Origin of the sequence: Enterocloster sp. OA13, from assembly GCF_022440595.1 — a bacterium.
Taxonomy (GTDB): Bacteria; Bacillota; Clostridia; order Lachnospirales; family Lachnospiraceae; genus Enterocloster; species Enterocloster hominis.
In genome coordinates, this window is sequence record NZ_JAKNTF010000001.1 from 2,581,300 (window position 1) to 2,607,546 (window position 26,247).

21 protein-coding genes, 1 tRNA gene and 2 pseudogenes are annotated in these 26,247 nt (G+C 51.0%); 5 read left to right on the forward strand and 19 right to left on the reverse strand.

Going from position 1 to position 26,247, the window contains the following annotated elements:
* Positions 1-24 precede the first annotated feature (24 nt).
* From uvrC to MCJ35_RS11510, 5 genes and pseudogenes are all read right to left on the reverse strand, one after another.
* Positions 25-1,965, reverse strand: a complete 1,941-nt coding sequence (uvrC, locus tag MCJ35_RS11490) for an excinuclease ABC subunit UvrC (RefSeq protein WP_025487067.1) — start codon at positions 1,963-1,965, stop codon at positions 25-27.
* An 11-nt stretch (positions 1,966-1,976) separates the two neighbouring features.
* Positions 1,977-2,210: pseudogene (locus MCJ35_RS11495) on the reverse strand (DUF1653 domain-containing protein); the annotation flags it as partial.
* Positions 2,211-2,263: 53 nt separating this feature from the next.
* On the reverse strand, positions 2,264-3,565 hold the full coding sequence (locus tag MCJ35_RS11500; RefSeq protein WP_025487065.1) for a putative glycoside hydrolase: 1,302 nt from the start codon (positions 3,563-3,565) through the stop codon (positions 2,264-2,266).
* A gap of 363 nt (positions 3,566-3,928) precedes the next feature.
* Positions 3,929-5,548 carry a mannitol dehydrogenase family protein gene (locus MCJ35_RS11505; RefSeq protein ID WP_025487063.1) on the reverse strand — a complete coding sequence of 540 codons (1,620 nt, stop codon included), beginning with the start codon at positions 5,546-5,548 and terminating at the stop codon, positions 3,929-3,931.
* A gap of 248 nt (positions 5,549-5,796) precedes the next feature.
* Complete coding sequence (locus tag MCJ35_RS11510; protein ID WP_168164703.1) at positions 5,797-5,940, reverse strand: hypothetical protein; 144 nt, start codon at positions 5,938-5,940, stop codon at positions 5,797-5,799.
* Positions 5,941-6,326: 386 nt separating this feature from the next.
* On the opposite strand from MCJ35_RS11510, the gene MCJ35_RS11515 reads away from it, so the two are divergent.
* Positions 6,327-6,545: a helix-turn-helix domain-containing protein gene (locus MCJ35_RS11515; RefSeq protein ID WP_025487062.1), complete on the forward strand. Its 219-nt coding sequence runs from the start codon at positions 6,327-6,329 to the stop codon at positions 6,543-6,545.
* Between the two features lie 127 nt (positions 6,546-6,672).
* Here MCJ35_RS11515 and MCJ35_RS11520 read toward each other — a convergent pair whose 3' ends face one another.
* The 7 genes from MCJ35_RS11520 to MCJ35_RS11550 form a co-directional block, all read right to left on the reverse strand.
* Positions 6,673-7,323 (reverse strand): hypothetical protein, encoded by a 651-nt coding sequence (locus MCJ35_RS11520; protein ID WP_025487061.1) that lies wholly within the window; start codon positions 7,321-7,323, stop codon positions 6,673-6,675.
* A 161-nt stretch (positions 7,324-7,484) separates the two neighbouring features.
* A complete protein-coding gene (locus MCJ35_RS11525; protein WP_008716599.1) occupies positions 7,485-8,936 on the reverse strand; it encodes a glycoside hydrolase family 32 protein in 1,452 nt (483 codons plus the stop codon).
* Positions 8,937-8,959: 23 nt separating this feature from the next.
* Complete coding sequence (locus MCJ35_RS11530; protein ID WP_025487060.1) at positions 8,960-10,936, reverse strand: sucrose-specific PTS transporter subunit IIBC; 1,977 nt, start codon at positions 10,934-10,936, stop codon at positions 8,960-8,962.
* A gap of 184 nt (positions 10,937-11,120) precedes the next feature.
* Complete coding sequence (locus tag MCJ35_RS11535; RefSeq protein WP_025487059.1) at positions 11,121-12,104, reverse strand: LacI family DNA-binding transcriptional regulator; 984 nt, start codon at positions 12,102-12,104, stop codon at positions 11,121-11,123.
* Positions 12,105-12,248: 144 nt separating this feature from the next.
* On the reverse strand, positions 12,249-12,608 hold the full coding sequence (locus MCJ35_RS11540) for a YccF domain-containing protein (protein ID WP_008716602.1): 360 nt from the start codon (positions 12,606-12,608) through the stop codon (positions 12,249-12,251).
* The gene (locus MCJ35_RS11545) at positions 12,608-13,063 is read right to left on the reverse strand and encodes a hypothetical protein (protein ID WP_025487058.1); all 456 of its coding nucleotides are present in this window, start codon (positions 13,061-13,063) and stop codon (positions 12,608-12,610) included. Before MCJ35_RS11545 ends, MCJ35_RS11540 begins: the two co-directional genes overlap by 1 nt.
* A 291-nt stretch (positions 13,064-13,354) precedes the next feature.
* A complete protein-coding gene (locus tag MCJ35_RS11550) occupies positions 13,355-14,350 on the reverse strand; it encodes an SPL family radical SAM protein (protein WP_240299488.1) in 996 nt (331 codons plus the stop codon).
* Positions 14,351-14,513: 163 nt separating this feature from the next.
* On the opposite strand from MCJ35_RS11550, the gene MCJ35_RS11555 reads away from it, so the two are divergent.
* Positions 14,514-14,586, forward strand: a tRNA-Ala gene (locus MCJ35_RS11555).
* 69 nt (positions 14,587-14,655) lie between these two features.
* Here MCJ35_RS11555 and MCJ35_RS11560 read toward each other — a convergent pair.
* Positions 14,656-15,162 carry an ADP-ribosylglycohydrolase family protein gene (locus MCJ35_RS11560; RefSeq protein ID WP_081739279.1) on the reverse strand — a complete coding sequence of 169 codons (507 nt, stop codon included), beginning with the start codon at positions 15,160-15,162 and terminating at the stop codon, positions 14,656-14,658.
* Between the two features lie 6 nt (positions 15,163-15,168).
* A complete protein-coding gene (locus MCJ35_RS11565) occupies positions 15,169-15,399 on the reverse strand; it encodes a YdbC family protein (protein WP_008716609.1) in 231 nt (76 codons plus the stop codon).
* A 165-nt stretch (positions 15,400-15,564) separates the two neighbouring features.
* Here MCJ35_RS11565 and MCJ35_RS11570 point away from each other — a divergent pair, with 165 nt between their 5' ends.
* On the forward strand, positions 15,565-16,038 hold the full coding sequence (locus tag MCJ35_RS11570; RefSeq protein WP_025487056.1) for a hypothetical protein: 474 nt from the start codon (positions 15,565-15,567) through the stop codon (positions 16,036-16,038).
* Between the two features lie 18 nt (positions 16,039-16,056).
* On the opposite strand, the gene MCJ35_RS11575 is transcribed toward MCJ35_RS11570, so the two are convergent.
* From MCJ35_RS11575 to MCJ35_RS11590, 4 genes are all read right to left on the reverse strand, one after another.
* Positions 16,057-16,383 carry an MmcQ/YjbR family DNA-binding protein gene (locus MCJ35_RS11575; protein WP_008716613.1) on the reverse strand — a complete coding sequence of 109 codons (327 nt, stop codon included), beginning with the start codon at positions 16,381-16,383 and terminating at the stop codon, positions 16,057-16,059.
* A gap of 135 nt (positions 16,384-16,518) precedes the next feature.
* Complete coding sequence (locus MCJ35_RS11580) at positions 16,519-17,682, reverse strand: class I SAM-dependent methyltransferase (protein ID WP_474913353.1); 1,164 nt, start codon at positions 17,680-17,682, stop codon at positions 16,519-16,521.
* 171 nt (positions 17,683-17,853) lie between these two features.
* Complete coding sequence (nifJ, locus tag MCJ35_RS11585; RefSeq protein ID WP_240299490.1) at positions 17,854-21,390, reverse strand: pyruvate:ferredoxin (flavodoxin) oxidoreductase; 3,537 nt, start codon at positions 21,388-21,390, stop codon at positions 17,854-17,856.
* Between the two features lie 260 nt (positions 21,391-21,650).
* Entirely contained in the window at positions 21,651-23,489 is a 1,839-nt protein-coding gene (locus MCJ35_RS11590) for a VanW family protein (protein ID WP_025487055.1), read from the reverse strand.
* A 185-nt stretch (positions 23,490-23,674) separates the two neighbouring features.
* On the opposite strand from MCJ35_RS11590, the gene MCJ35_RS11595 reads away from it, so the two are divergent.
* Together MCJ35_RS11595 and MCJ35_RS11600 are read left to right on the forward strand one after the other, a co-directional pair.
* Entirely contained in the window at positions 23,675-24,514 is an 840-nt protein-coding gene (locus MCJ35_RS11595) for a PHP domain-containing protein (protein ID WP_025487054.1), read from the forward strand.
* A gap of 124 nt (positions 24,515-24,638) precedes the next feature.
* Positions 24,639-24,875 (forward strand): hypothetical protein, encoded by a 237-nt coding sequence (locus MCJ35_RS11600; protein ID WP_007858574.1) that lies wholly within the window; start codon positions 24,639-24,641, stop codon positions 24,873-24,875.
* Positions 24,876-25,112: 237 nt separating this feature from the next.
* Here the strand turns inward: MCJ35_RS11600 and MCJ35_RS11605 are convergent.
* Positions 25,113-26,240 (reverse strand): annotated as a pseudogene (locus tag MCJ35_RS11605) (AI-2E family transporter); the annotation flags it as partial.
* Between the last annotated feature and the right edge of the window lie 7 nt (positions 26,241-26,247).

A 26,247-nucleotide genomic window follows, 5' to 3' on the forward strand; every position in this document is an offset into this window, starting at 1 on the left:
CAGCTTCCAGAATCTGGAACCCAATCACTGGCTTTCCTGTGCGCTGCCGCCCATGTCATCCTGCGTCTTAACCTGCGGGCCATCCTGGACGCCCTCCGGCCTGTCTTCATGGAAAAACCCATAAACCGCAAGGGCCGCCCGCTTATTCATCTGGGGCGCCTGCTCCAGTTCCTCCACCGAAGCGGCCCGCACTGACTCGATATCCTTAAAGTGGCGCATCAATGCCTTCCTCCTGGCCGGTCCGATTCCCGGTATATCGTCCAGGATGGATTTCACCTGTCCTTTCCCCCTGAGGCTTCTGTGGTACTCGATGGCAAAACGGTGCGCCTCGTCCTGTATCCTTGTAATCAGGCGGAACCCCTCGCTGTGCCTGTCAATGGGCACTTCTATATTATTGTAATACAGCCCCCTGGTCCTGTGGCTGTCATCCTTGACCATGCCGCACACGGGAATAGAAAGTCCCAGCTTATCAAGGACCTCCAGGGCGATGTTCACCTGTCCCCTTCCGCCGTCCATCATGATCAGGTCAGGGAACCGTGTAAAGCTTCCAAGATTTAAATCCCCGCCCTTTTCCTCCAGCTCCCTTACCTCGCGCATGCCATGGGAAAAGCGTCTTGTGAGCACTTCCTCCATGGACGCATAGTCATTGGGACCCTGGACTGTTTTTATCTTGAATTTCCTGTAATCACTGCGCTTGGGCTTGCCGTCCTCGTACACCACCATGGAGCCAACGGACTCAATACCGCTGGTATTGGATATATCAAATGCCTCCATCCGCCGGATACCGCCGATACCGATCAGCTCCCCAATCTGGTTCATGGCCCCGATGGTACGCAGCTCCTCCTTCTTAATCCGTTCCTTGTCCTGGGACAGCACAAGGGCGGCGTTCCTGGCAGCCAGTTCCACCAGACGTTCCTTCTCCCCCTTTTTCGGCACAACGATGCGCACCTTCTGGCCCCGTTTCGCGCTCAGCCACTGGCTGATGACCTCCTCGTCCGCCAGTGGATGCTGAAGCCACAGTTCCCTGGGGATAAAGGGCGTCCCTGCATAAAACTGCTTCACGAAGCTGTCCAGGATTTCACCTTCGTTCTCCGCCATTGCAGCCGACACATGGAAATGGTCCCTGCCGATGAGCTTGCCTTCACGGATAAAGAACACCTGTACCACCGCGTCCTTCTCATCCCTTGCCATGGCCACGATGTCCCTGTCCTCCATACTGCTGCTGGTAATCTTCTGCTTCTGTGCAACCTGCTTCACACTGTTTAACAGTTCCCTGTACTCAATGGCCCGTTCAAAATCCAGGTTTTCCGAAGCATTCTCCATCTTTTCCTGCAGTGTCTTCAGAAGCGGGTCATATCTGCCATTGAGGAAATCCAGGGCCTGGCTGAAATTGGCCTGGTACTCCTGGGCCGTGATGTATCCCTGGCAGGGGGCGTCACACTGCTTGATATGATAGTTAAGGCAGGGCCTGTCCCTGCCGATATCCTTTGGAAGGCTTCTGCTGCAGGTCCGGATACGGTACAGCTTATGGATCAGGTCCAGCGTGTCCTTGACCGCGCCCGCACTTGTATAAGGCCCGAAGTATTTGCTCCTCCCGTCCTTTTTCATATCCCGGGCAAACAGCAGCCTTGGGAACTCCTCGCCCATGGTCGCTTTAATGTAAGGATAGCTTTTATCATCCTTTAACATGGTATTATAGCGGGGCCTGTGCTCCTTGATCAGGTTGCACTCCAGCACAAGGGCTTCCAGCTCCGAATCCGTAAGTATATATTCAAACCATGCGATATGGGAAACCATCTGTTCAATCTTGGCCGTCTTGTTGCGGCTGCTCTGAAAATATTGGCGCACCCTGTTCTTCAAACTGATGGCCTTGCCGATATAGATGATCTCATCCCTGTTGTTATGCATAAGATAAACTCCCGGGCTGGCCGGGAGTTTCTTCAGTTCTTCCTCTAAATCAAACAATGCTGTCATTCCTCCATGTCAATCTGTTCAAACCGCCAGCGCTGTTCCACATCCGGATACTTCCCATGGTCCACCTCGCCCATAAACATACTGAGGGGCCGCACATACGTCTTATAGTCCCCGTAAAGCGCCTGGTAGACCACCATCTTCTCGCCTGTCTCAGAATGTATGGCCACTGTCACTATCTGATACAGCTTATTTTTAAAGTGCCTGTAAAATTCACCAGGCTTTGGTATTCTGTCCATATCTGTCCCTGCCTCCTGTGCGGCAGTGCCCCTGCTCAAGGCACAGCCCCTATTCACGGCCCAGTCCCAGTCCCCGCCGGGGCCTCTGTCTCCGATGGCGGCGCAGCCTCTGTTTCCGGCGGCAATGCAGCCCTGGACTCAGCAATCTCCTGTTCCTCTGCAGCAGCCTCCTCCGGCGTCAGAAGACCGCCATAATGGTAGGATACCCCTGCATCCCACAATATCCACTCATCATATCCCGAATCATAGACAGCCTGGATCTGCTGGCGCACCTGCTCATCCCCATAATCAATATAATCCTTGAGATAAGAAGCTGTAAAATCCTGCAGCCACGGACGCACGACCGCCTGTCCCGCATCTTCCTTCCTGGAAGCCTTCAGCAATGTCGCGGAATCCTTCAAGGCATGCCTGATAGTATCATACGGCTGCGCGTCCGGATTTGCAATACCAAAATTACCCGGGCCGTAATGGGAAGGATAAATCATGGGACAGATATAGTCAAGATGCTCAGCCATATCCCCATATTCCTGGCCCACGGCCGCCGCATCCTCTTCGCTTCTCATGATGGTCCCAAACACATCCGCGGACACCAAAAGCCCTTCCTCTGCCAGTTCATCATATGCATAGCTGACGAATTCCGTAATGGCCTGGGTCTTGTCACGCCCCCCGGTATCAGCCTCATCAAACACCACGTCCTTCATGGTCTTATCCACGGCAAACCGGATATAATCGAACTGGATTTCCTTAAAGCCCATCTCCCCGGCCTTCTTAGACACCTCTACCAGATAATCCCATACTTCCTTCTTATATGGGTTTACCCAGGCCAGTCCCTTATTATCCCGGTAAATGCTGCCATCCGCCACATGCAGGCTCCACTCCGGCTTCTGCTCCGCCAGATACGGATCCCTGAATGCCACCACCCTGGCAATGGGATAAATCCCATGCTCCTCCAGCTTGCGGATCAGCCCCGGCAGATCCCCGATAAATGCCTGGCAGGCCCCAATCTCATTCACAGTAGGTGAATCCATATCAAACGTAATACGGCCCTGGTCATCCTTCACGTCGATAACCACCGCATTCAGTTCCGTCCGGTCAATCTCCTCAATGATCTTATCCATCATATCACCGGTTCCCGCCACATAAGCAGACACATAGATGCCCTTCACCTTCACCCGGTCCCTGGGGGGATACTTGGAAATAGTGATGGCCTCTGCAGGCTCCGCCGCCTCCTGAGCCTGCCCTGTCTCCGGTTCCGTCCGGCTTTCCTCTGCCATCGTCATCTCCTCAGACGGCTCATACCGGGTACATCCGGTTAAAATCAATGCAATGATACCTGCTGCTATCCACCTTTTCATACGTAACCTCTGTCTTCCTCATTCTTATGCTATCTATCCTCAAAAGGCAAATGCCTGTAAGTCCGGTGAATCCGGTAATTTCTTCCATTCGTTCCCACTATAATAGCATAATCCTGTGGATTTGTACATAAAATATGACATTTTTGTTACGATTTCATTAATTTCTCCCACTTTCTGTAAAATACTAAATAGTTCCCCAGGTTCTGGCAGCATAAAAGACGGGGTGGATTCTGCCGTCAAAACCAGAAACCTCCCCGTCTTTTATATTGTCAGGCCTTAGAAGCTATCCCTGCAAAGCCCAGGGTCCCGGCCCCGCCGTCCGTCCTGGCCCGCTTCGCAGACGCGGCCCCGCGCAGTCTGCCCTCACGCTTCCTGCAGATGTTTCCTAAGCGCCTTCCTGACAGCGCCCTTCCCCGCAATCAGTTCAGCAAAGATATCCTCAGTATATCCGCCCAGCCCTGCTTCATACAGATCCACGCCAAATATGGCGGCGTTGCTCAAAATCGGCTGGAGAACGGCATGGACATCGCAGGGCTCCCCTACTTTGACGCCCTTCAGTTTTTCTGCCAGCTCCCCGTACATCGGGTCAGGGCTGACTGTAAATGAATTGCCTTCATCATCCACGCCCAGAAGATAACGGCACCATCCAGCCTGCACCATGGGAATGAACTTAAGGGACCTGACATCCAGTTCCGGTCTTGCAAGATACTCCTTAATGGTTTCCCCGAAGCGGATGGACAGCTTCTGGGACGTATCGCATGCAATCCTCTGCGGCGTATCCGGCATGAATGGATTGGGGACACGGATTTTAAGCACCTCGTCAATGAATTTCCTGGGTGACAGGATGCCCGGGTCGGTCACTACCGGCAGACCTTCCTTATAGCCAATCAGCTCCACCAGTTTAACCAGGTCCCCGTCCTTCATCTCTTCGCTGATCTTCGTGTATCCCAACAGGCATCCATACACTGCCAGCGTTGTGTGAAGGGGGTTCAGGCAGGTGCAGACCTTCATGCGCTCCACTTTCTCCACCGTATCCCTGGTCGTGAACATGACGCCTGCCTGTTCCAGGGCCGGGCGTCCATTGGGGAACGCGTCCTCAATCACCAGGTACTCCGCCTCTTCCGCGTTGACAAAGGGCGCCACGTAAGTGTTCCTGCTTGTGACAATGCTTTCTGTGTCGGTAAAACCTGCAGCTTCCAGCATTTCCTTAACACTGTCATCCGGGCGTGGGGTGATTTTATCTATCATGCTCCATGGGAAGGACACACGGGCAGGATCCTCAATGTACTCCAGGAATCCCCGGGCCGCCTTTCCGTTTTCCGTCCAGGCTTTTGCATAGGCATCCACTGCCGCAAACAGCTTATCGCCGTTGTGTGAGCAGTTATCCATGCTTACCAGGGCCAGAGGCGCTGCACCATGGGTATATCTCCAGTGGCACAGGGATACCAGTTTTCCGATATAGCTGTCCGCCATATCCGGGCCAGCCTCAAAATCCCCAGCTACATCCTGACGGTAAGAGCCGTCGGGGGATGTGATGCCGTATCCCTTTTCCGTGATGGTGAAGCTGGCCATCTGAAGGGTGCTGCTTGCGAAAATATCCTTCAGGCGGTTCCAGTCAGCCTCATCCTGACGGTCCACGGCCAGCGACTCCGCAAGGCTGCCGATTACTGTTTTCTCAATGGTCCCGTTGGCTTTCAGGGTTACAAGCAGGCTTAAATCATCCTGGGGTCTGTATGCCTTCTTAATGATTTCATAATCATAGCCCTCTGCCACGATGATCCCGGTTTTCTCCACGCCCTCATCTAAAAGCTTCTGCTGAAGCGCCGCCGGAAATGCGCGGAAGATATTGCCCGCACCGAAATGTACCCACCGGGGGCATTCCTTCGTGGCTTCCTTCATGGCATCCCTGTCAAATCCAGGCAGCCTGATTCCTGCCTTTTCCCACTGCTCCCTGTCCTTCAGTTCACTGTCTAATAAATGCATAGCCTTTCCCTCCTGAATGAATGATACTGACCAATATTGTTATTTGCGCGTTCCTGAAACTCATGGTTTTATCTTATCACCCTGAAAAGGAATAAGCCATGTCCCTTTTTGCCGACTATATTGCAAAACTTACGGTACCATTCCCGCCGGGAAATATAGGGTGGGACCCAGGAGCATATCATGGAAGGAGGTAACAAAAAAAGACCTGGCCGCCTGGTCTTTTCCTGTTATATTGCCTTGCCTTACTTTTACTGAATCATCGAAGTTGATACATTGGTATTTTCTTTCTGGTTAAACATACCGTCCGAACTGGCTGCTGTGGCATTAACCATAATCAGCAGCGCTGCAAGCAGGACCCATGCAAAACTGCCCAGTACCTTCCTGATTTTCATCTTACTCCGCCTCCTGGATTCGATTCATAAGCATATACTTCACCTTTTTGCTGCTTAGTCTAAGTCCGTTATCTTATTATACAAACTTTTTCAAAAAAAGCAAGTCCTATTCCTCTTACGCTGTCTTACTTTTTCCTTAAAACACTGGAAAATACATATATTTTTTTAATATAAAGGGGAATAGGAATCAATCCTTCGTTCTTTAAATAGATGTTTGACCTGCAAGATCAGGCCATGGCCTGAAAACGCTGTTTTTATCCCCTCAAGGAAATATCCCTGTGAAAATTTTCACCATTTTGAACGGTAAATTCTGCGTTATTTCAATACGGGAGCCTGGTTTTAAGTTAAACTTTAAATACTTATATCACAAGAAAAGAGGAAACACCGTGATTACATACGAACCTTTTTGGAACACCCTAAAACAGTCTGAGGAATCTACCTATACTCTGATTTATAATCATAACCTGTCAAGTTCCACCATTGACCGCCTGCGCAAGAATAAACCTCTGAGCACCACCACCATCAATGACCTCTGCCGGATACTGAACTGTGATATTGATGACATCATCACCTACAGACGTTCCGAAACAGATCAGGCGCTGTAATCCCGCGCCCACTTCAGTATTCCATGGGGAATCACGTCCAAAACAGCCCATTGACAGGAAAAAGGCGGGCTGCCTTGTTTGGGATGCTACCCGTCAGACAACTCCGCCTTTTAATCTGTATACTATCCTATCTGCTTCTCCCTGCTATCTCAACAGCCAGTTTTGCCACCGAATCCACTGCAGACACCGCGTCATCTTCCCACAGCGCAAACAGCGTCCCATTGTACCCCCATGTGGCAAGCACACCGGGTATATCGGAATTTTCTATTGTAACCTCCACCGTGATGATAATTTCAGTCCCATCCTCCGACTTGGCTGTCCATGTCCCTTTCCTGCTGTCATCAAACATATAGTAGAATACGGACGGGTCCCCGTCCTCTTCCCTGGATGCGCGTAGTATGGCGTCTGAATCCGTTATCCCGTCATGGAACATGACCTGCTCCACAGTTCCTTCCTCCGTACTGTAGACCGGGTCCATGCACCAGTTTTCATTTTGCGGAAGTCCTATTATTATCCCGTCCTCTTTCCCTGCCTCAGATTCCTCTAAATCCTCATGGGATTCTGCCGTTCCATCCGTCCCGTCCGTTCCATCCTCCCCGTCATCAGCCGCCGCGCCGTGATACCCATCCGTACTTTCTGCTTCTGTCCGGGCAGATGTCACAGCCGTACTGTCCTTTGCCGCACCGCTGCCTGGTCCGCAGGCCGTAACCAGCATGGCAGCTGACAGTGCCACCGGCAGCACCGCCGGCGCCAGGGCTGACCTTATCCAAGATTTCATCCGTTCTCCTCCTTCCGTATGATGCACCGCAGCCATATGTTTTTTGTAAATGCAGTCCATACAGTACCAGTTTAATGCCTGTACTTTCCGGTGTCAAATAAAAGCGGATGACTGATTGAATTCTTTCATGGGTGTCTGTCATTCATATCTTCCGATATATTCTACTGATATATAAAACCCGACAGGTCATATAGTACCGCCGTCCCTGTACATTCCCCCTCCAGCCGGATCTTGCCCTCAAGGCCGTATACCCTGGTGGTAAAGACTTCCCTGCCTTGATTTACAAATATCTCCAGCGAAGACGTATCAGAGAATATCTGCAGTTCCCGCAGTTCCTCAAGACGGACACAACGTTTTGTCCTGCCGGAGCCTGCATTTCCCATATCCAGGGTCAGAAGGCCGTCCTCATACGTCAGGGTAACCCCCTGGCGGAGTGTCAGGCGCATGTGTCCGCAGGATTCAAAACGGAAGCAGCCCTCGAACACAATCCCATCCTCCCCGGCCGCATTCAACTGTCCCAGGGCAAATGTCCTCTCATTGCAGCGCATCTGCTGCAGTTCCCGGACCGGCTCCTGGACAAGGCGTCCTTCTTTCCAATGCAGGACACGCGGAATGGTCAATGCATGCTGCCATCCGGCCTGCGTGGTCGGGTTTGTATAATCCGCATCCGGGATTCCCATCCAGCCAATGAGTATACGTCTGCCGCTTTCATCCAAAAAGCTTTGGGGCGCATAGAAATCGAATCCCCGGTCAACCATGGCAGCGGCATCCAGAGGGATATTCCGGCATATATCATCATCCAGGCCATGGTCCAGGCCCATGACCGTGCACTGATGTACATTCCAGTAATCCACGCCGCTGGGTTCAACCCCCTGGGGACAGCAGATGAGGCACAGCTGGCCGTCCAGCTCGAACAGGTCCGGGCACTCCCACATATATCCAAATGTTTCCTTGGTGGTAATCCTGCCATGATATTTCCAGGACCTTAAATCCGGGGACTCATATAACAGCACCAGACCCTTACCATGTGCATCCCTGGCTCCCAGCGCCATATAATACATCCGTCCCCTCTTAAATATCTTCGGGTCCCGTATATGGCAGCTCATATCCCCGGGATAATCCTCATTGCCCAGCAATAATTTCTTTTCAGTGAACCGGAAGCCGTCCCTGCTGTCAAAGCTGATTGTATTGCTTTCCCTGCCATCCATAATATAGTCATAATCATCCCGGTCAAACCGTTTCACATTGCCTGTATAGAAATAGTGGATGGTACCGTCCTCCACAAAAGCAGAGCCTGAATACACGCCATGGGCGTCCAAATCCGTATCCGGGAACAGGACAGGTTCCTCATTGGTATAACGGACAAAATCCGTTGTGGTATAATGCCCCCACAGTTTAATCCCGCCCGTAGGCTCAAAGGGCGTATATTGATAATAGATATGGTACAGTCCGTCCATCTGGCACAGGCCGTTGGGGTCATTAAGCCAGCCCGTTTCCGGCATCAGATGGAATCTCAGCCGTCTTGGGTCGGACGCCACCCGTTCCCTGTATTCCTGATTCTCCTGATACCATTTCTCATAATCTTTCCTGAATACCTTACGATACTTTTCCACCTGCGTCCTCCTGATGTCTTATTTTATCTGCGCACCGCCATTGCCCTGGTCCCTGCATCCGCCCCGGCCAAAGGATATACCTCTGTCTTCAGTCCCCCGCCCTCCGGCAGGATCATCATGGTCTGGGGATTCAGGCCCTTTTCTTTTATCAGCTTTAAATCAGCCAGAATCAGCTTATCCCCGCGCTTTACTTTATCTCCCTGGGCCACATATGCCTCAAATCCGGCTCCGTCCAGCTGCACGGTATTGATACCGATATGGATCAGCACCTCAACTCCCGTATCGGATGTAATCCCCACCGCGTGTTTTGTGGGGAACAGAAGGCTTATGGTCCCATCGCAGGGCGCATGAACCATACCGTCCTCAGGATTCAGTGCGATTCCATCGCCCAATGCCCTGGAAGCAAATACCTCATCCATGGACTGGTCCACGGGAAGGATTTCGCCCTTCATGGGAGAATACAGGATAGTGGTGGTTTCTGCATCTCCCGTATGTTCCGCACCTCCCGCGCTTTCCACATCTTCCGCTGTTTCTATGCCCTCTGCTCTGTTTACTTCTGCCTTCACCGCTGTTTCTGCCTTCACTGCTTTTTTTCCCTCTGGTTTCTCCAGCCCGAACCTCTTCCAGAACACAATGGTCAGTATAAAGGATACGCCCATGGAAAGCAGGATGCCGATTGCAAAGTTCAGGTAATGGTCAGGTTTCATGGAAATGAATCCCGGAAGCCCCGCTGCCCCCAATGCCTGGGCCAGGGTCCTGGTTCCCGCCAGGTATGCGCTTCCCACCGCGGAACCTGTCATGGCTGCGTAGAATGGATATTTTAATTTAAGTGTGACGCCAAACATAGCTGGTTCGGTAATCCCAAGAAGCGCGGATATACCGGAAGCGGAACAGATGGATTTAATCTTGTCGTTCTTTGTCATCAGAAGCACGGCCAGGACAGCTGCTCCCTGGGCCACATTATTCATGCTTGCAGTGGAAAAGATGAAGCTGCCTCCTGTATGGGCGCTGTCAGCCAGGAGCTGTGTCTCAATTGCAATGAAGCTGTGATGCATACCGGTCATGGTAATAGGCGCATACGCAAAACCGAACAGCGCGCCCCCCACCGGCCCAAGGGTATTATAAAGCCATGTAATGCCTGCCGCCAGAAGGTTTCCCGCCTCCCTTAAAACAGGGCCTACAAATATGAAGGTGAGGAAGGATGTCACAAGGATGGACAGCAGGGGCGTGGTCAGGTTATCCAGCCAGGACGGCGTGATCCTGCGAAGCCTCTTCTCAATATTGGCAAGGATCCATGACACGGCCAGTACCGGAAGCACGGTTCCCTGATAACCGATGGCTGCAATCTGGAATCCGAAAATATTCCACATTGGCGGGTCTGCAATACCGATCTGATATGCATTCAGCAGATCCGGATGGACCATTATCATGCCCATGGCCGCGCCCAGGAACGGATTGCCGCCGAATTTCTTCGTGGCGCTGAATCCAATGAGCACGGGCAGGAATGTAAACGGCGCATTGGCAAAGGTATTCACGGCCGTTGCCAGGCCCTGCCACTGGGGAAACAGTTCAATGACGGCCTGCCCATTAAACAGGGGCGAGGTAAGCAGGTTATTAAGTCCCATCAGCAGACCGCCTGCAACAATGGCCGGGATGATTGGCACGAAAATGTCGCTGAGCATCTTAATGAACCGCTGGATCGGGTTGCCTTTTTCCTCCCTGGCCTCCTTATCCTCCGGTCCCTCCTCCATATTACCCAGCTGCTTCTGTACTTCGGCGCAGACCAGGTTCACGGTACCTGAGCCAAAGATGATCTGGAACTGGGACTGTGTTAAAAATACCCCCTTCACCCCTTCCAGGTCACTGATTGCCTCCTCATCGCGCAGTTCGTTGTCCTTCAGCTGAAAGCGCAGCCTTGTCGCACAATGGGCCACTGATTTAATATTGCTTTTTCCACCAACATACTTAATTACCAGACTTGCGGTTTTTGCATAATCCATAACCTTACCTCTTTCTTCTCCTGTTTTTTTGGCATCGGTTCCATAACTAAATATTAATACTTTTACCCATTTATGTCAATACTTTATGGCACCGGTTCCTCTTTTTGAACGTAAAAAAATACTGCGGTTTTTTATGCATTTTTCACAAAAACACAAGAAAACCGCAGCCACTATTCTTATTTTCCTATTTTCTTACACTCTTTCCCTCAATCATCCGGTAACCCACAATCTGTTTTTTCGGCACCGGTTCCTCCCTTATCATCTTAAGCAGGGTCTCTGCCCCCAGATACCCCAGACCATAGGCATCGAATTTAAGGGTTGTCAGTTCCGGTTTCAGGAGGGTGCTTTCATCATAACCGCCAAAGCCCGCCACTGACACGTCCTCCGGAATCCTAAGCCCATGCCCTTCCAATACCCGGTACGCCCCAAAGGCCAGACGGTCCGTGGCACATATGAGGGCATCCAGCGGTCCCTGGTCCAGCAGCTCCCTGGCCATGCCGATCCCGCTTTCATAGCTGTAATCCCCGGACACCTCCCTGATGCAGTCCACGCCGCATTCCCTCAGCCCGTCAATCACTCCTCTTTTCCTGGCAATACCCACCGCCTCGTCGGATTCATCCACCCCCATGTACCCGACCCTGTCAGGATGACTCCTGCCAATGCAGGCCCCCATGGCCTTTCCCGCCCCGTAATCATCATATACGACGCATATCCCTTCGTCATAATCCTGGGCAAGCACCACCACGGGAACCGGACTGTTCCTGATGAGTTCCCTGTGTTCATCCGTGATATTGATGGCGCTCAGCAGGATTCCGTCCACCTTCAAGGTAATCAGCCTCTGTATATTCTTAAGTTCCAAATCAATGCTGTGGTCCGAATCCTTGATAATGGCCTCATACCCCTGCTCCCGCAGATAGCGCCCGATACTGGTGACCACCCGGCTGGTAATCTTGGAATTCAGGGTAGGGAGGACCACTCCGACCACGTTGCTCTCCCTTGCCTTCAGCCTTGCAAATGCATTGGGCTGGTAGTTATACTCCCTGGTAATCTCCTGAATCCTCTGCTTTGTGGATTCCTTAACGCTTCCCCCGTTAAAATACCTGGACACCGTGCTCTTGGTAACGCCCGCCATGGCGGCAATATCATCCATCGTAATGTTTCTGGGCATATACACATCCTTCTTCCTGATATCATATAGGGAACCGGGCAGATATGGCCGCATTTGCCCGGTTCCTGCTTTTGTTCTAGTATAGCAGAAATCCTTCTGTATGTCCCGCCTTTTTTGCCGGTCATGACGTGCTGCCGGACCGCCCTATCTTATCTCACTGCCAAAGGGCATCAGCGCCAGCTTTGCCAGTTTGAACTGCTGCAGCCCGAAGGGGATGCCCACGACCGTCATGCAGAGCAGTGCGCCGATGATGGCTGATTCAATTGCAAGGGGCAGGCCCGAGACAACAAGCCAGATGATATTCAGCAGCAGGGAACCCGCGCCGCCGCCATACACAACCTCTTTCCCAAAGGGAAAAAAGCTCAGGCTTGCAAATTTGAAGCACTGCAGACCCACCGGAATCCCGATGATCGTGATACACCACAGACAGCCTGTCAGGAGCCAGCTAAGCCCGCTGATGCAGCCTCCGAATATAAACCATAAAACATTCCCAAGACAACCCATTACACAGTCCCTCCTTCTTCCGGCGGCAATTCCGCCCTTAATTCATACAGACGGCTGCGGATACGCATCACACGCTGCTTTGCCTCCTCCACCTGTGCCTCTGCATCCTTAATCCTGGTCTGTACCATCCAGTCGGCTATGATGCCGTCAAAAAAGTAGTCCGCAAATGTGAGGAAATCCCCCACATCCAGCTTGAACTCGCCCGGAAGCTCCACATCCAGAAGTTCCCGTTTCAGCCTCCTCAGGTGTGACTTGGCTGTTTCCATGGCATGGCTTGCATCATCCATCCTGGAATGCTTCATGAAGGTACCCAACATACCGCCGCCAAGCAGATCCCATACGCCCCATCCGGCTGCTTTGGACAGATATCCCGCTGCCTCCTCCAGGCTCTGCAGCGCCCTGTCCGCCGCCGTGACAGCCTCTGCAATTTCTTTCCTCATGTCCTTTTTCTCCATAACAATCTCCTTTCTGTCATCCGACACTCATATGGTTAAAGCATGTGCGCGGCAGATGAATGGGGACCGGCTGCGATATTTAAAAAGACTTCTATCGTGGTCGGCAATCTGCCACAATAAAAGTCTTGCACATTTCATTTTATACGGGTGCTTGTTAAAAAGCACCAAGAAGACGATTTAAAATCCACCGATGGTGGTTCGCTACTCCCTTTTATTGGAATGTATTATATCACCGCCCTGATTCCATGTCAAATAAGAATTGCTAAAGATTATATTAAGATTTCTTTCGTTTCAGCTGATATAAAGCACGGGCACATCTCCCAGTATCCGTTTAATCCCGGACCGCAGGAAAGCCTCGGCTTCCTCCCTGGAATCCGCCCTGTAACAGTACCTTCCCCTCCCCCGTCCCGTCATCTGCTCCTTGTCATAAAGGTCCGGCGCAGCCGGAAATGCCTCACTGTTGATTGCCCGGTGGACATAGGAATAGGTCATCAGGATGACCTCCAGGAACATCTGTCCCTTCATCTTCCGGCTAAGTCCGGCTTCCAGTTCCTCCAAAAGGCCGGTATACATCTCCCTCCACCCTTCCATCAGGATGACCGGGGCAATAAGAAGCCCGCATGGATAACCGGCATCACACATCTGATTGACTGCCTGGATCCTCTGTTTCAGGCTGGAGGTCCCCAGCTCAATCCTGCTGATGATGGCCTGGGGATTGACGCTCATGCGGAAAATCACCTTTCCCCTGTGTTCCAGATTCAGTAACGGCCCCACCATATGGAACTTGGTTGGAAATGTAAGCTTCCCCTCCCCCTCTTCCGCAAATCTTGGTATGGTATAAAGCAGGTTATCCGTAATTGTATTCTCCAGCACCAGGTCGCTGTTGCTCCCAATCTCGAATGTCAGCGGATTCCCGCCCTCCCTGCCCTTCTTTATGATGCGGTCCAGCATCTGCTCCCTGTTCACAAAAAGCCTCAGATATGCGCACTTATTATAATTACAGACCAGATAGCAATACAGGCACATGGCCGTACACCCTGAGGACGTATAGGGAACCAGGTAATCGGAAACCTTATGGTTCTCCACATATTTATGCGTTTTCCGAACACCTATGATCAGGTTCCGTTTCATATGCCCAAATTCCGAGTTGGGCTTTTCCTGCATTTCCTTGATGGAATTGTGGCTCTCAATGGGAATCCATGTAATGTCCCTAAAATCTTCCCTGAGCTTCTCTCCCAGGGGATAGGACATGATTCCCGGTTCATAATATACCGCGTCGAATTTCATGCTCCTGCCTTTCACCGTATGGATGGTTTTAGATTAGTCTGTACGGTTTTCAGTGGAATCATGCACGGCGGAACATACACATTAAGGGCTCATTATAGCTTACAGCTATAATATGAAAAAAACACTTGATTTTTGGAAAAATTTATGATATATTCTTCTAGTCGGGGCATTAGCGCAGCTGGGAGCGCGCCACACTGGCAGTGTGGAGGTCACGGGTTCGAATCCCGTATGCTCCATTTGATAAGTTTAAATCCGGACTCTTGTTAAAGGGTCCGGATTTTGTTTTGTCTGAACAACTCAGCTTTTTACATTTTCCCCTGCGCCCTCTCACACAGTTCCATGATATATCCGCGCCTTGCAACCACATCCAGCCATGCTTCTGGTATACCGCGGGCGCCATAATATATCCCGGCCAGACCTCCGGCCACGGCCCCCACCGTATCCGTATCATCCCCTAAATTCACTGCCTTTAATACACACTGTTCATATGTATCTGTATTCAGCAGACACCATAAAGCCGCCTCCAGCGTATGGACCACATACCCGCTGCTGGATATATCTTTTTCCGGCAGCTTCATGAATCCATCCAACCGCCTTAACCGGTCATAACTGCTGATTTCAGACTCCTCTATACTGTCTAATAGCGCAAGTGTCATGCTGGTATCATCCGACCATGTACCAGCCGGCTGGCTATGGGTCCCATATCCCCTCATGGAGACGGCCGGATCATCTGCAATCTCCGCCCTGGATTTAAACTCTGCCGGCACTCCTAACGCATCACCTGCCGTCAGGCCAATCACGCCGTCATAAATCTGTTTTCAAAGTCCCGCCTCCTGCACCGAATTCAAAACTTCCTTAAGCCTTCCCGCCTCCTCCGCGGACAAGGTAATCCCTTTTCCCATCTTCTCATGGTCCGGCGCCCAATCGCGGATATCGTACTTGGGAGCCGCGCCATTCCAGCTGATAAGGTTCACTTCCTTGCGCCATCCTTTGGCGTTCTCAGACAATACGCCTAATTCTTCTTTTATCTCAAATTTAATATCGCTCATTCCCTATCTCCTCCCAAAATCTTAAATCATTAACAACAAAAACTTCAAGAAACTTTCACATTATCTTCAATACCTTTTTGCTCCAATCAGTTATATTATTATCAGAGGGGACTTCCGGTCCCCGCCGCCGCAGCATAAACCACACCTGAATGAAAGGAGCATTCCATGGATAAAAAAAGAGTTTCCATACCCGTCCTATTATTTGCTGTAATCTGCACAGCCCTATGTACCGTAATCGCATCACGATGGTATTTCATGAACCAGCATGGGGATGGGTACAAAACCCAGCTGGCAGGAACGGTTGTCTCCAATGATGGCAGCCAATTGACCATAAAAGGCCAGGTAACCAATCCCAAAGGACGGAATGGTACGTATGCAGTTAAATATCATTCCGGTTTGACCGTGTATGATGCAGCCAGAAATGAAATAGCGTTTTCTGATTTACAGCCAGGCAGCCCCATATCCGTTTACTATCAATGGAACATTCCTAAATATGTATCGCCACGCACGGAATTTAATGAGTTATTAGCCCTGGAAGAAAGCCAGGAAATACCGGGCGTATTGGCCATTGCCCTTCTTGAGGATGGCGAATCGGGTAAATCACTTGACTTTTTCGAGCCGGGTCTTACCACGCCCTGATTGGAAGCTTACCGCTTTTCACTTTGTCAGGTCATAGCTTTCCCCTATCATCCGCTTGACGTCCTTATCCGGCACGGTCCCATCCATTACCACGGTATTCCAATGCTTTTTATTCAGATGATAGCCGGGACGCACGCCTTCGTATGTCCTGCGCCAGAATTCAATCCATTCCGGGGAGCATTTCAGATTAATGCATACTTCCTGGTTCCTGGCGTATATCCAGGCAAAGACCTTTTTATTGTTCCGGTGGCGTATGACTGCCCACTCATGGTCGCGGAAGGGATAGTCCTCGTAGACATCCTTGTAGGTCAGGCAGTATTTAATTAAATCCTGTTTTGTCTTCATGTAATTCCGTCCTTCCCTTTTCTTTACATGGTTTTATCATTATACCAGATTTTTACCCATAAAGCCATCCAACTCCATAAGAAAGGCATGCCAGCCCCTGATTTTAATACCGGGCGGCATGCCTTTGCTTTACTGTCAGTACCAGCGGACCATGGGCAGTTCATTGTTCACGCCCTTGCTCACCAGGATCTGGTGCAGGTCAATCACCCCGTTGTGGAAGGTGGCTGCGCAGGAACACAGATACAGATCCCACATGCGGACAAATTCCCCGTCAAACATTTCCCTGACCTCATCCTCATGTTCCTTAAAGTTCTTCTCCCAGCAGAGTAATGTCCTGTTGTAATGGTTCCTCAGGTTTTCCACGTCCAGCACATGGAAATCATGGTCCGCCATCAGGGATATGATTTCCCTTAAGCTGGGGATGACGCCTCCGGGAAAAATATATTTTTTTATCCATGGGTCCCCTGCATGCTCCTTCTGGCTGCTGATATAATGCAAAAGGAAGACTCCGCGCGGTTTCAGCACCTTATCCATGCAATCCATGAACCTGCCGTAATTCTCCCTGCCCACATGCTCCAGCATGCCCACGCTGACAATACGGTCAAACTTCATACCGGATTCCGGCAGGTCCCTGTAATCCATCAGTTTTACACTGACAAGCTCCTTTAGCCCTTCCTCTTCTATCCTCTTTGTAAACCCCTCGTACTGCTCACGGCTCAGGGTGATTCCGGTCCCCCTTACCCCATATTCCTTTGCGGCCCTGATTAGCAGGAAGCCCCAGCCGCAGCCCACATCCAGAAGGTCCATCCCTTTCTCCAGGGCCAGCTTCTTTAATATATAATCCGTCTTATTGACCTGGGCCTCGTAAAGGGTGTCTCTATCCGTCTTAAAGTAACCGCAGGAATAATTCATGGTTTCATCCAGCCACAGGCGGTAGAAATCATTTCCAATATCATAATGGGAGGAAACCTCCATCTGCTGGTTCTTCCTGGAATTGGAAGGATGAAGCAGCTTTTTCAGCCGGGTCTGGTTAACGGAAAACCGGTCCATCTGTCCAAGGAAGTGGTCCAGGGCCTCGTACAGATTCCCCTCCACGTCCAGCCTTCCCTTCATGTACGCTTCCCCAAGGGCCAGGGAAGTACTGTCTGTCAGTTCCTTTACAGGAATGCTTTCCTTGATATTCACTGCAAAGATTGGATTGCCATGCCCAATCCGGTCCTCATGTCCCTCCCACCTTACCAGAAAGGGATAATCCGTAAAGCGGTTCAAAAAATGCACCATTGCTTTTTCTTCTAACATACTGGTATCACACATCCTCTCCGCCAGCCCATTTTCCTGCCTTTTAGCAGCCTGGTCCGGCATATGTCTTCTTCCAGTATTATCCCCTTTTGGAAACAGATTATACAGGGATGCCCCTGGCGGGCATCTCTGCACACCAGGGGCATCTTTAAAACAATTCACTATTCAGGATTAGTCATTACCGTATAAAGTAACCAGCTTCTCTAAGTAAGCGTAACGCTCCTTAGCCTCAGCCTCGTTACGTGCGAACAGCTCAGCTGCCCTCTCAGGATTCTTCATGGCCAGGGACATGTAACGTACCTCACCCTTTAAGAAGTCCTGATAGGTCTCCAGCTTAGGAGCCTTGGAATCCAGGGAGAACTTCTTCTCAGCAGCAGGATTGTAACGGAAGTTATTCCAGTAACCGCACTCTACAGCCAGCTTCTCCTCTGTCTGGGCCTTGTCCATGCCCTTCTTGATACCATGGTTGATACATGGAGCGTAAGCAATGATCAGGGATGGTCCCGGATAAGCCTCTGCCTCGGCAATTGCCTTAACAGTCTGGGCCATATCAGCACCCATACAAATCTGTGCCACGTATACGTAACCATAGCTCATTGCGATACTTGCAAGGTCTTTCTTCTTAACGTCCTTACCACCGGCAGCGAACTGTGCAACAGCACCTGTCTTGGTAGCCTTGGAAGACTGACCGCCTGTGTTGGAGTAAACCTCGGTATCATATACCATGATGTTGATATCCTTGCCGGATGCCAGAACATGGTCCACGCCGCCGAAGCCGATATCGTAAGCCCATCCGTCACCGCCGAATACCCACTGGGACTTCTTAGCCAGGAAATCTTTATTCTTAACAATGTCCCTGCAGATGTCGCAGTCAACGCCATCCAGGGCAGCAACCAGCTTATCGGTAGCAGTCCCGTTCAGTGCGCCGACGCCGAATGTATCAAGCCATTCCTTGCAGGCTGCCTTCATCTCTTCCGTAGCCTTCTCATTGGCCATGACGCTCTCAACCTTGGCCTTTAAGCCGTCCCTGATAGCGTTCTGTGCCAGCAGCATACCATAACCGAACTCAGCGTTATCCTCGAACAGGGAGTTGTCCCATGCAGGTCCCTGGCCCTTGGCATTCACGGTGTATGGTGTGGATGGTGAGGAGTTGCCCCAGATGGATGAGCATCCGGTTGCGTTGGCAATGTACATCCTGTCACCAAACAGCTGTGTGATCAGTTTTGCATAAGGTGTCTCGCCGCATCCTGCGCAGGCGCCTGAGAATTCAAGCAGAGGCTGCTTGAACTGGCTGCCCTTAACAGTGGTTTCCTTAAACTTGGCAAGAACCTCTTCCTTAACCGGCAGTGTCTGACCGAAGTCAAAGATAGCCTGCTCGCCAAGGTTAGCCTCAAGGCCTTCCATAACAAGGGCCTTGTTGCCCTTCATGCCTGGGCATACATTTGCACAGGAACCGCATCCGGTACAATCCAGGGCGGAAACAGTGATGGCAAACTTGTAGCCTGGCATACCTGTCATATCTTTTACCTTCATGTCTGCAGGTGCCTTGGCAGCCTCGTCAGCAGTCATTGCAACCGGACGGATTACAGCATGAGGACATACATATGCACAGAAGTTACACTGGATACAGTTGTCAGGATTCCATACAGGAACCTTAACAGCAATACCGCGCTTCTCGTATGCGGATGAACCGGATGGTGTGGAACCATCAACGTAATCAGAGAAAGCAGATACTGGCAGGGAGTTACCTTCCTGAGCGCTTACCTTGGTCTGGATATTGTTAACAAAGTCAACTACATCCTTTCTTCCCTCGGTTACAACAGCGTAGTCAAGGCCTTCGTCCTCACAGTTCTTCCAGCTGTCCGGAACCTCTACCTTGTGCATGCCCTTAGCGCCTGCATCGATGGCAGCCCAGTTCTTCATGACAACGTCCTCACCCTTACGTCCGTAGGTTGCCTTTGCAGCAGCCTTCATCAGCTCGTTGGCCTTCTCAGCAGGAATGATGCCGGTCAGCTCAAAGAATGCGGACTGAAGGATGGTATTGATACGTGTCGGGCCCATGCCGGTCTCGATACCGATCTTAACACCGTCGATGGTGTAGAAGTTGATGTTGTGGTCAGCAATGTACTTCTTAACCTGGCCTGGCAGATGCTTCTCAAGTCCTTCCATATCCCATGGGCAGTTCAGAAGGAATGTGCCGCCGTCAACCAGCTCCTGAACCATGTTGTACTTACGTACATATGCAGGATTGTGGCAGGCAACGAAGTTAGCTGTACGGATCAGGTAAGTTGACTTAATCGGGCTGTGTCCGAAACGCAGGTGGGACATGGTAACGCCGCCTGACTTCTTGGAGTCATAGTCAAAGTATGCCTGTGCATACATGTCTGTGTTGTCACCAATGATCTTAATGGAGTTCTTGTTGGCACCAACCGTACCGTCAGCGCCCAGACCCCAGAACTTACAGTTGGTTGTTCCCTCTGGTGTGGTAACGAGAGGAGCGCCGACTTCCAGGGACAGGTTGGTAACATCATCCACGATACCTACGGTAAACGGGGACTTTGTCGTGTTCTCATATACAGCAACAATCTGTGCCGGTGTCGTATCCTTGGAACCAAGGCCGTAACGTCCGGTCAATACCTTAACCTGGTCAAACTTGCTTCCCTTCAGGGCTGCAACAACATCCAGGTACAGAGGCTCACCAACGGAACCTGGCTCTTTGGTCCTGTCTAATACGGAGATAACCTTAACGGTATCAGGAATCGCATCGATTAAAGCCTGTGCGTTGAATGGCCTGTACAGACGTACCTTGACAACGCCAACCTTCTGGCCCTGTTTTACCATGTAATCCAGGGTCTCCTCGATTGTATCGTTAACAGAACCCATTGCAACGATTACGTGCTCAGCATCCGGAGCGCCGTAGTAGTTGAACAGCTTATAGTCGGTACCGATCTTGGCATTAACCTTGTCCATGTACTCCTGTACGATTGCAGGAAGTGCATCGTAATATGGGTTGCATGCCTCCCTTGCCTGGAAGAAGATGTCAGGGTTCTGGGCAGATCCCCTCTCGCAGGGATGGTTTGGATTCAGTGCATTCTTACGGAATGCATCAACAGCGTCCATGTCAACCATTTCCTTCAGGTCATCGTAATCCCAGGTCTCAATCTTCTGGATCTCATGGGAGGTACGGAAACCGTCAAAGAAGTTGATGAACGGAACCTTGCCCTTGATGGATGCCATATGTGCAACAACAGTCAAGTCCATGACTTCCTGGACGCTGGACTCACACAGCATGGCGCATCCTGTCTGACGGCATGCGTAAACATCGGAGTGGTCACCGAAAATAGATAATGCGTGGCTTGCAAGTGCACGTGCAGATACGTTGAACACACCTGGCAGCTGCTCACCGGCAATTTTGTAAAGGTTTGGAATCATCAGTAACAGACCCTGTGACGCTGTGTAGGTGGTAGTCAGCGCACCTGCTGCCAGAGAACCGTGAACAGCACCTGCTGCACCTGCCTCAGACTGCATCTCTGTAATCTGCACTTCACGACCGAAGATATTGGTTCTTCCGTCTGTTGCCCACTCATCCGTGGCTTCAGCCATAGGTGAAGATGGGGTAATCGGATAGATAGCCGCTACATCAGTAAATGCATATGAAGCATGTGCTGCTGCATGGTTACCATCCATGGTTTTCATTTTTCTTGCCATTTTGATTTCCTCCTACAAATAGTGAATATGTATATGTAATGGTATACATGTGAGTCCGCCTCCGGGGCATGAAGCCCTATGCAGACTGACCTGTCTACTATTATAGCAATTATTTAACAAATTGCAAATGCTTAATCGCAATTACTCCAAAAAATACAATGTAATTCATTAAAAAAATATAAACTCTCACAATAAAAGAGGGGCTGCTTTTCACAGTCCCTCCTGATATGGCCATCATCAATTTTCTGATTGTCATCCCATCAATTCTGGTTCAGCGGCGCAATCACAGGATTGCCTCCTCCCGGTCCGTCCGAAGCACCTGGGTCAGTTCCCGGCCCCGGAGCCTGGGTTCCCGGTGCCGAAGGCGCTGTGGGCGCCGTTGTGGCGCTTGGCACGGTAGGTGTGATGCCAGGTCCGCTTTCCTGGGTGGAACCCTCCGGTGACGATATGGTCGGGTCACTGCCCGGAACATAGCCCTCCGGCATCCCGTCCACGGTCGGGATTGGTGTTTCATCCGGAACCGTGGTCTCCTCCGGCGCCAGGACAACGCCTGATGTGTTGCGCAGGATTACAGGCGCATGGCCTTTGTAGGTGGTTTTGTGGTCCAGTTCCCTGGATACTTCCACGCCGTCCTTATAGATGACCTTGTAGGTCTCCCACCTGCTGCCCTTGGTACCCGCGCTCTTTGGTACCTCCACTCCTGGCTGGAGTGTCTGGTCTTCCTGATAGGTCGGTGCAGGCGGGTCCAGTTCTTCCACCTTCTTGGATTCCAGGTCCAGCTTCATCCCTTCCTCCATGATTGGGATTCCGTAAATGGAAACCGTCATCTTCTGGTCCGCGTAGCTGGCCTTGATGCCGATGGATGTGCTGGAGGTATTCTTAAAGCGGAAATCCGGCTGTTCCCAGCTCACGGTCGCATCCTGTCCCGGTGTGATATAGTTCGGCTCAAAGGTGTGGGAACGCCTGAAGGAAATGCTCTCCTCCCCCAGTCCTGACCGGTATACCGCATTATAGAGGGTGGTGGATACCTGGCATACGCCGCCTCCGATTTCCTGGACCACTTCCCCGTTATTGTAAGCAGCCGCACCCTTATAGCCTTTTGCCTCTGTCCTCTGTCCCACTGCCTGGTTAAAGGAGAATTCCTCCCCCGGGTGGACCACGGTGCCGTTTAAGGCCTCGGATGCCAGCCGGATGTTGGTATTACGGTCCTTGTTGGCGGTTGTCTTGGTGGTAAAGGTGCTGATGGTCTTATACTTTTCCTTGGCAGCGGAAGCCGTGATATCAGGAGCGGTCTCGCTTCCCGTTGCCTTAATCTGCGCGTCAAAGTTTTTATCCTTCAGGGCCTTGACGATATCCCCGGCAAGCTTATCCTGGTCAATGGCAAAGCCATTCTCCTCACCCTTGAATACAAATTCTCCCTTTTCCTTATCATAAGAATCGATGGATCCGTTCTTTGCCTTCTTATCCCATCTGGAAGCGCACGCAGCAGCCTCTTTTGCAGCGGCCTCTTCCATCCCATCCATGTTAAGGGTATAGCTTTCTTCCGGATCCCCGCTGTAGATATCGTCTAACAGCGCGTCTACTTTTTCAGCCACAAGGTCGGTCACCGGATAGGAATCATCCCCGTATGTAACCGTCATGCCCCAGGAATACTCCTTCAAAATAGCGTTCCTGGCCTGGTTTTTGGACATACCGGTTATGGTTATCCCATCCACCTTAACCTCTTTCATCATCTCTGGTTCCGAGGTTTCCGTGACCTGCGTCTCATCCGGTTCCCCAAGGCTGCCCTTTGCCTTAATCACAAGGGCAATGCATGTGATAAGCACCAGGAGGATGATTCCGATGACTGCTATCTTCTTATAATCAGGCCCCTTCTTCCTTCTGTGGGTACTGTTACGCCTGGCATTATGGGCCGCGTTCATCCTTCCGGCCTGTCCTGAATGGTAGGAGGATGACCCCCGGGAACCTCCGCCCCCGGAACTGCTGCGCCCGGAACTTCTGTTGGAATAGTTTCCATTGCCTCTATTATTGGTAACCTTGCCGCGGCTTCTGCCTGCAGAAGGGTTTCTACGTTCACGGTTATTCTCTAATTGATTCATTTTCTTCACCCATCATTTCATCTAGCATATTATTCACAGATTGTAGTATAACATACTTTATGTAAAATGGAACCGTCTTTTTTGTTTTTTTCCAGCCAATTTTACTTATTATGAAATTCATGTTACTATATATAAAGTAAGTATTAGGAAGTTATTAAAAATTGGTTACATCTGGAGGTTTTACCATGGATTACGTGGATTTACATGTTCACTCAAACGCGTCTGACGGCACCTGTACCCCGGCCGAAGTGGTGGGGCTTGCCGCGCAGGCAGACTTACGGGCCATTGCACTGACGGACCACGATACGACGGCCGGGATTCCCGAAGCCCTTCTGGCCGGGGCTGCCTGCGGTGTGGAAGTCATCCCGGGCATCGAGGTATCCAGTTCCTATAAGGGCCATGAGATCCATATCCTGGGACTTTTCGTCACGGCCGGCAACCCTGCCCTGGAAGCTGTCTTAAAGCAGTTCCGGCTGCGCAGGGACCAGAGGAATGAGGAAATGTTCCGGCGCTTTGCTGATGACGGCATCACCTTTACACCGGAAGAACTTAACGGCGGCAATCCGGATACCGTCATAACAAGGGCTCACGTTGCAAGGGCACTTCTCTCCAAAGGAATGGGCCCCACCCTGGACCAGATATTCAGAAAATATCTTCAGTATGACGGCCCCTACTGCCCGCCCAAAGCATATGTTGCTCCGGATGAAGTACTGGATGCCCTCTTATCCAGCGGCGCCTTCCCTGCCCTGGCCCACCCCTTCCAGTATAAGCTGGGTGACAAGGGGACCATGGAACTGGTCGGATACCTGACATCCCTTGGCATGAAAGGGCTGGAGGTCTACCACTCCTCCAACAACCGTCTGGAAAGCATGAAGCTTCAGAAAATGGCGGCTGCCTGCCACCTGCTTCCCACTGGCGGTTCCGACTTCCATGGCAGCAATAAACCGGATATTTCCATTGGCCGCGGCCGCGGAGGACTGAGAGTATCCTCCCTGCTGTTAGAAGATATAAAAAAAGCATTGTAATCCCTTATTTTTTATTGAAAATTGTAATTGTTTTGGGGTCTGAATTTTGATATAATCATATATGTTAAAAGATTAACCAGACTTTTCCAGATTTGGAAAAGGACTACTAACAGGAGGAATTGCCGTGAAGATTCAGAACATTACTGATGTAGAAAAGTTTTTTGAAGTAGTAGACCAGTGCAAGGGAACGGTTGAGCTGGTATCACCGGAAGGCGACCGCATTAACCTGAAATCCAAGTTGGCCCAGTATCTGTCAATGGCTACCATCTTCTCCAATGGATATATCAAAGAATTAGACCTGATTGCGCACGAGAAGGAAGACATCGAACGTTTAATTAAATACATGTACCAGGGAGAATAAGTGATATAAGAAACAGGAAACCAGCCCGTGACTGACAGTCAGTCATGGGCTGGTTTTTTGTTTCTTATGGCATCCCTGCCTTTCATGTCTTTCCTGATATCCCCACTATTTGGCGGACTGGTCTTCCGGCCCTGCTCCGGCCTCCCCGGCAGACGCCTGGGTCACAGGCCCTGCTTTTACAGCCTTGCCCTTTGACCGTCTTGTCCGGGCCGCCTTATCCCCGCCGGTCCTGCTTCTGCTTCCCGGCTTCGGCCTGTTAAGCCGTCCGTTCACCTCATCCCTTAAAAGGGCATAAAGCACGGAGCAGAGAGGGATGAATATGAGCATGCCGGCGATTCCCATCATGCTGCCGCCCAGCGTCACCGCCACCAGCACCCAGATGGAGGGAAGCCCCACGGAATTACCTACCACATAGGGGTAAATCAGGTTCCCCTCAATCTGTTGGAGCACAAAGAAGATGATGGTAAAAATAAGCGCATCCATGGGCTCCACCATCAGCATCAGGAACACGCCCACCCCCAGCCCGATGAACGCGCCGAATATGGGAATCAGGGCCGTAAACGCAATCAGCACCCCGATTAACAGGGCATAGGGAAGACGTCCCAGGGTAAGCACCACAAAGAACATGGTTCCAAGGATGACCGCCTCCACACACTGGCCTGTAAGGAAATTTGAGAATGTCCGCTCAGTAAGGGATGCAATCTCCACAATGCGCCCTGTCACGGACTCAGGAAGGAAGGCCGACAGCAGTTTCCTCATCTGCCGTCCCAAGGTCTCCTTCTGAAGCAGGATATAGATGGCAAAGATGAAACCAATCAGGAACGAGGATACACCGCTGACAATGGATACCGCTGCCGAGAATGTATTGTTAAGCATGGTGCCTGCCCCTGTTTTCAGGAATCCCATCATGTCCTGGAACACCTGCTGCCAGTCCACCTCTACATGGTTGACGTAATCCAGTATCTGCGGAAAACTGGCAAAAAGCTGTTCCATCTCATCCTTCAGCCCTGCGAAAAACAGGGGGACGCTGGACTGAAGGGTCAGGAATGTCTTAAGCAGCTGCGGTGTGACCACAAAGGTAACAAGGAACAGGATGCCGGACACCAGCAGAATCGTGACAACCAGGCTGATTGGCCGTCTTAACCGGCTGTCTTCCCGGAACATGATCAGGTGGCGTTCAATGTTGCGCATGGGTACGTTTAAGATAAATGCAATGGCTGCGCCCAGAATAAAGGGCCACGCCATGTGGAACAGCGCTGCCGCCACGTCCAAAAGCCGTCTGTAATTGATTCCTGCGACCACCACAATGACCGTAAACAGGATCAGTCCCCTGAGTTTTTTAATTGTCTCCTGATTTAATTCCATAATACCA

Bases quoted from the DNA above. Each gene is read 5' to 3' on its own strand.
- MCJ35_RS11550 (WP_240299488.1), bottom strand. From the start codon at position 14,350: ATGAAATTCGACGCGGTATATTATGAACCGGGAATCATGTCCTATCCC.
- MCJ35_RS11570 (WP_025487056.1), top strand. From the start codon at position 15,565: ATGGATAAAAAAAGAGTTTCCATACCCGTCCTATTATTTGCTGTAATC.
- MCJ35_RS11575 (WP_008716613.1), bottom strand. From the start codon at position 16,383: ATGAAGACAAAACAGGATTTAATTAAATACTGCCTGACCTACAAGGAT.
- MCJ35_RS11535 (WP_025487059.1), bottom strand. From the start codon at position 12,104: ATGCCCAGAAACATTACGATGGATGATATTGCCGCCATGGCGGGCGTT.
- MCJ35_RS11500 (WP_025487065.1), bottom strand. From the start codon at position 3,565: ATGAAAAGGTGGATAGCAGCAGGTATCATTGCATTGATTTTAACCGGA.
- MCJ35_RS11545 (WP_025487058.1), bottom strand. From the start codon at position 13,063: ATGGAGAAAAAGGACATGAGGAAAGAAATTGCAGAGGCTGTCACGGCG.
- MCJ35_RS11530 (WP_025487060.1), bottom strand. From the start codon at position 10,936: ATGGATTATGCAAAAACCGCAAGTCTGGTAATTAAGTATGTTGGTGGA.
- MCJ35_RS11520 (WP_025487061.1), bottom strand. From the start codon at position 7,323: ATGAAATCTTGGATAAGGTCAGCCCTGGCGCCGGCGGTGCTGCCGGTG.
- MCJ35_RS11590 (WP_025487055.1), bottom strand. From the start codon at position 23,489: ATGAATCAATTAGAGAATAACCGTGAACGTAGAAACCCTTCTGCAGGC.
- MCJ35_RS11565 (WP_008716609.1), bottom strand. From the start codon at position 15,399: ATGAGCGATATTAAATTTGAGATAAAAGAAGAATTAGGCGTATTGTCT.
- MCJ35_RS11510 (WP_168164703.1), bottom strand. From the start codon at position 5,940: ATGAAAATCAGGAAGGTACTGGGCAGTTTTGCATGGGTCCTGCTTGCA.
- nifJ (WP_240299490.1), bottom strand. From the start codon at position 21,390: ATGGCAAGAAAAATGAAAACCATGGATGGTAACCATGCAGCAGCACAT.
- MCJ35_RS11580 (WP_474913353.1), bottom strand. From the start codon at position 17,682: ATGTTAGAAGAAAAAGCAATGGTGCATTTTTTGAACCGCTTTACGGAT.
- MCJ35_RS11505 (WP_025487063.1), bottom strand. From the start codon at position 5,548: ATGCATTTATTAGACAGTGAACTGAAGGACAGGGAGCAGTGGGAAAAG.
- MCJ35_RS11595 (WP_025487054.1), top strand. From the start codon at position 23,675: ATGGATTACGTGGATTTACATGTTCACTCAAACGCGTCTGACGGCACC.
- MCJ35_RS11540 (WP_008716602.1), bottom strand. From the start codon at position 12,608: ATGGGTTGTCTTGGGAATGTTTTATGGTTTATATTCGGAGGCTGCATC.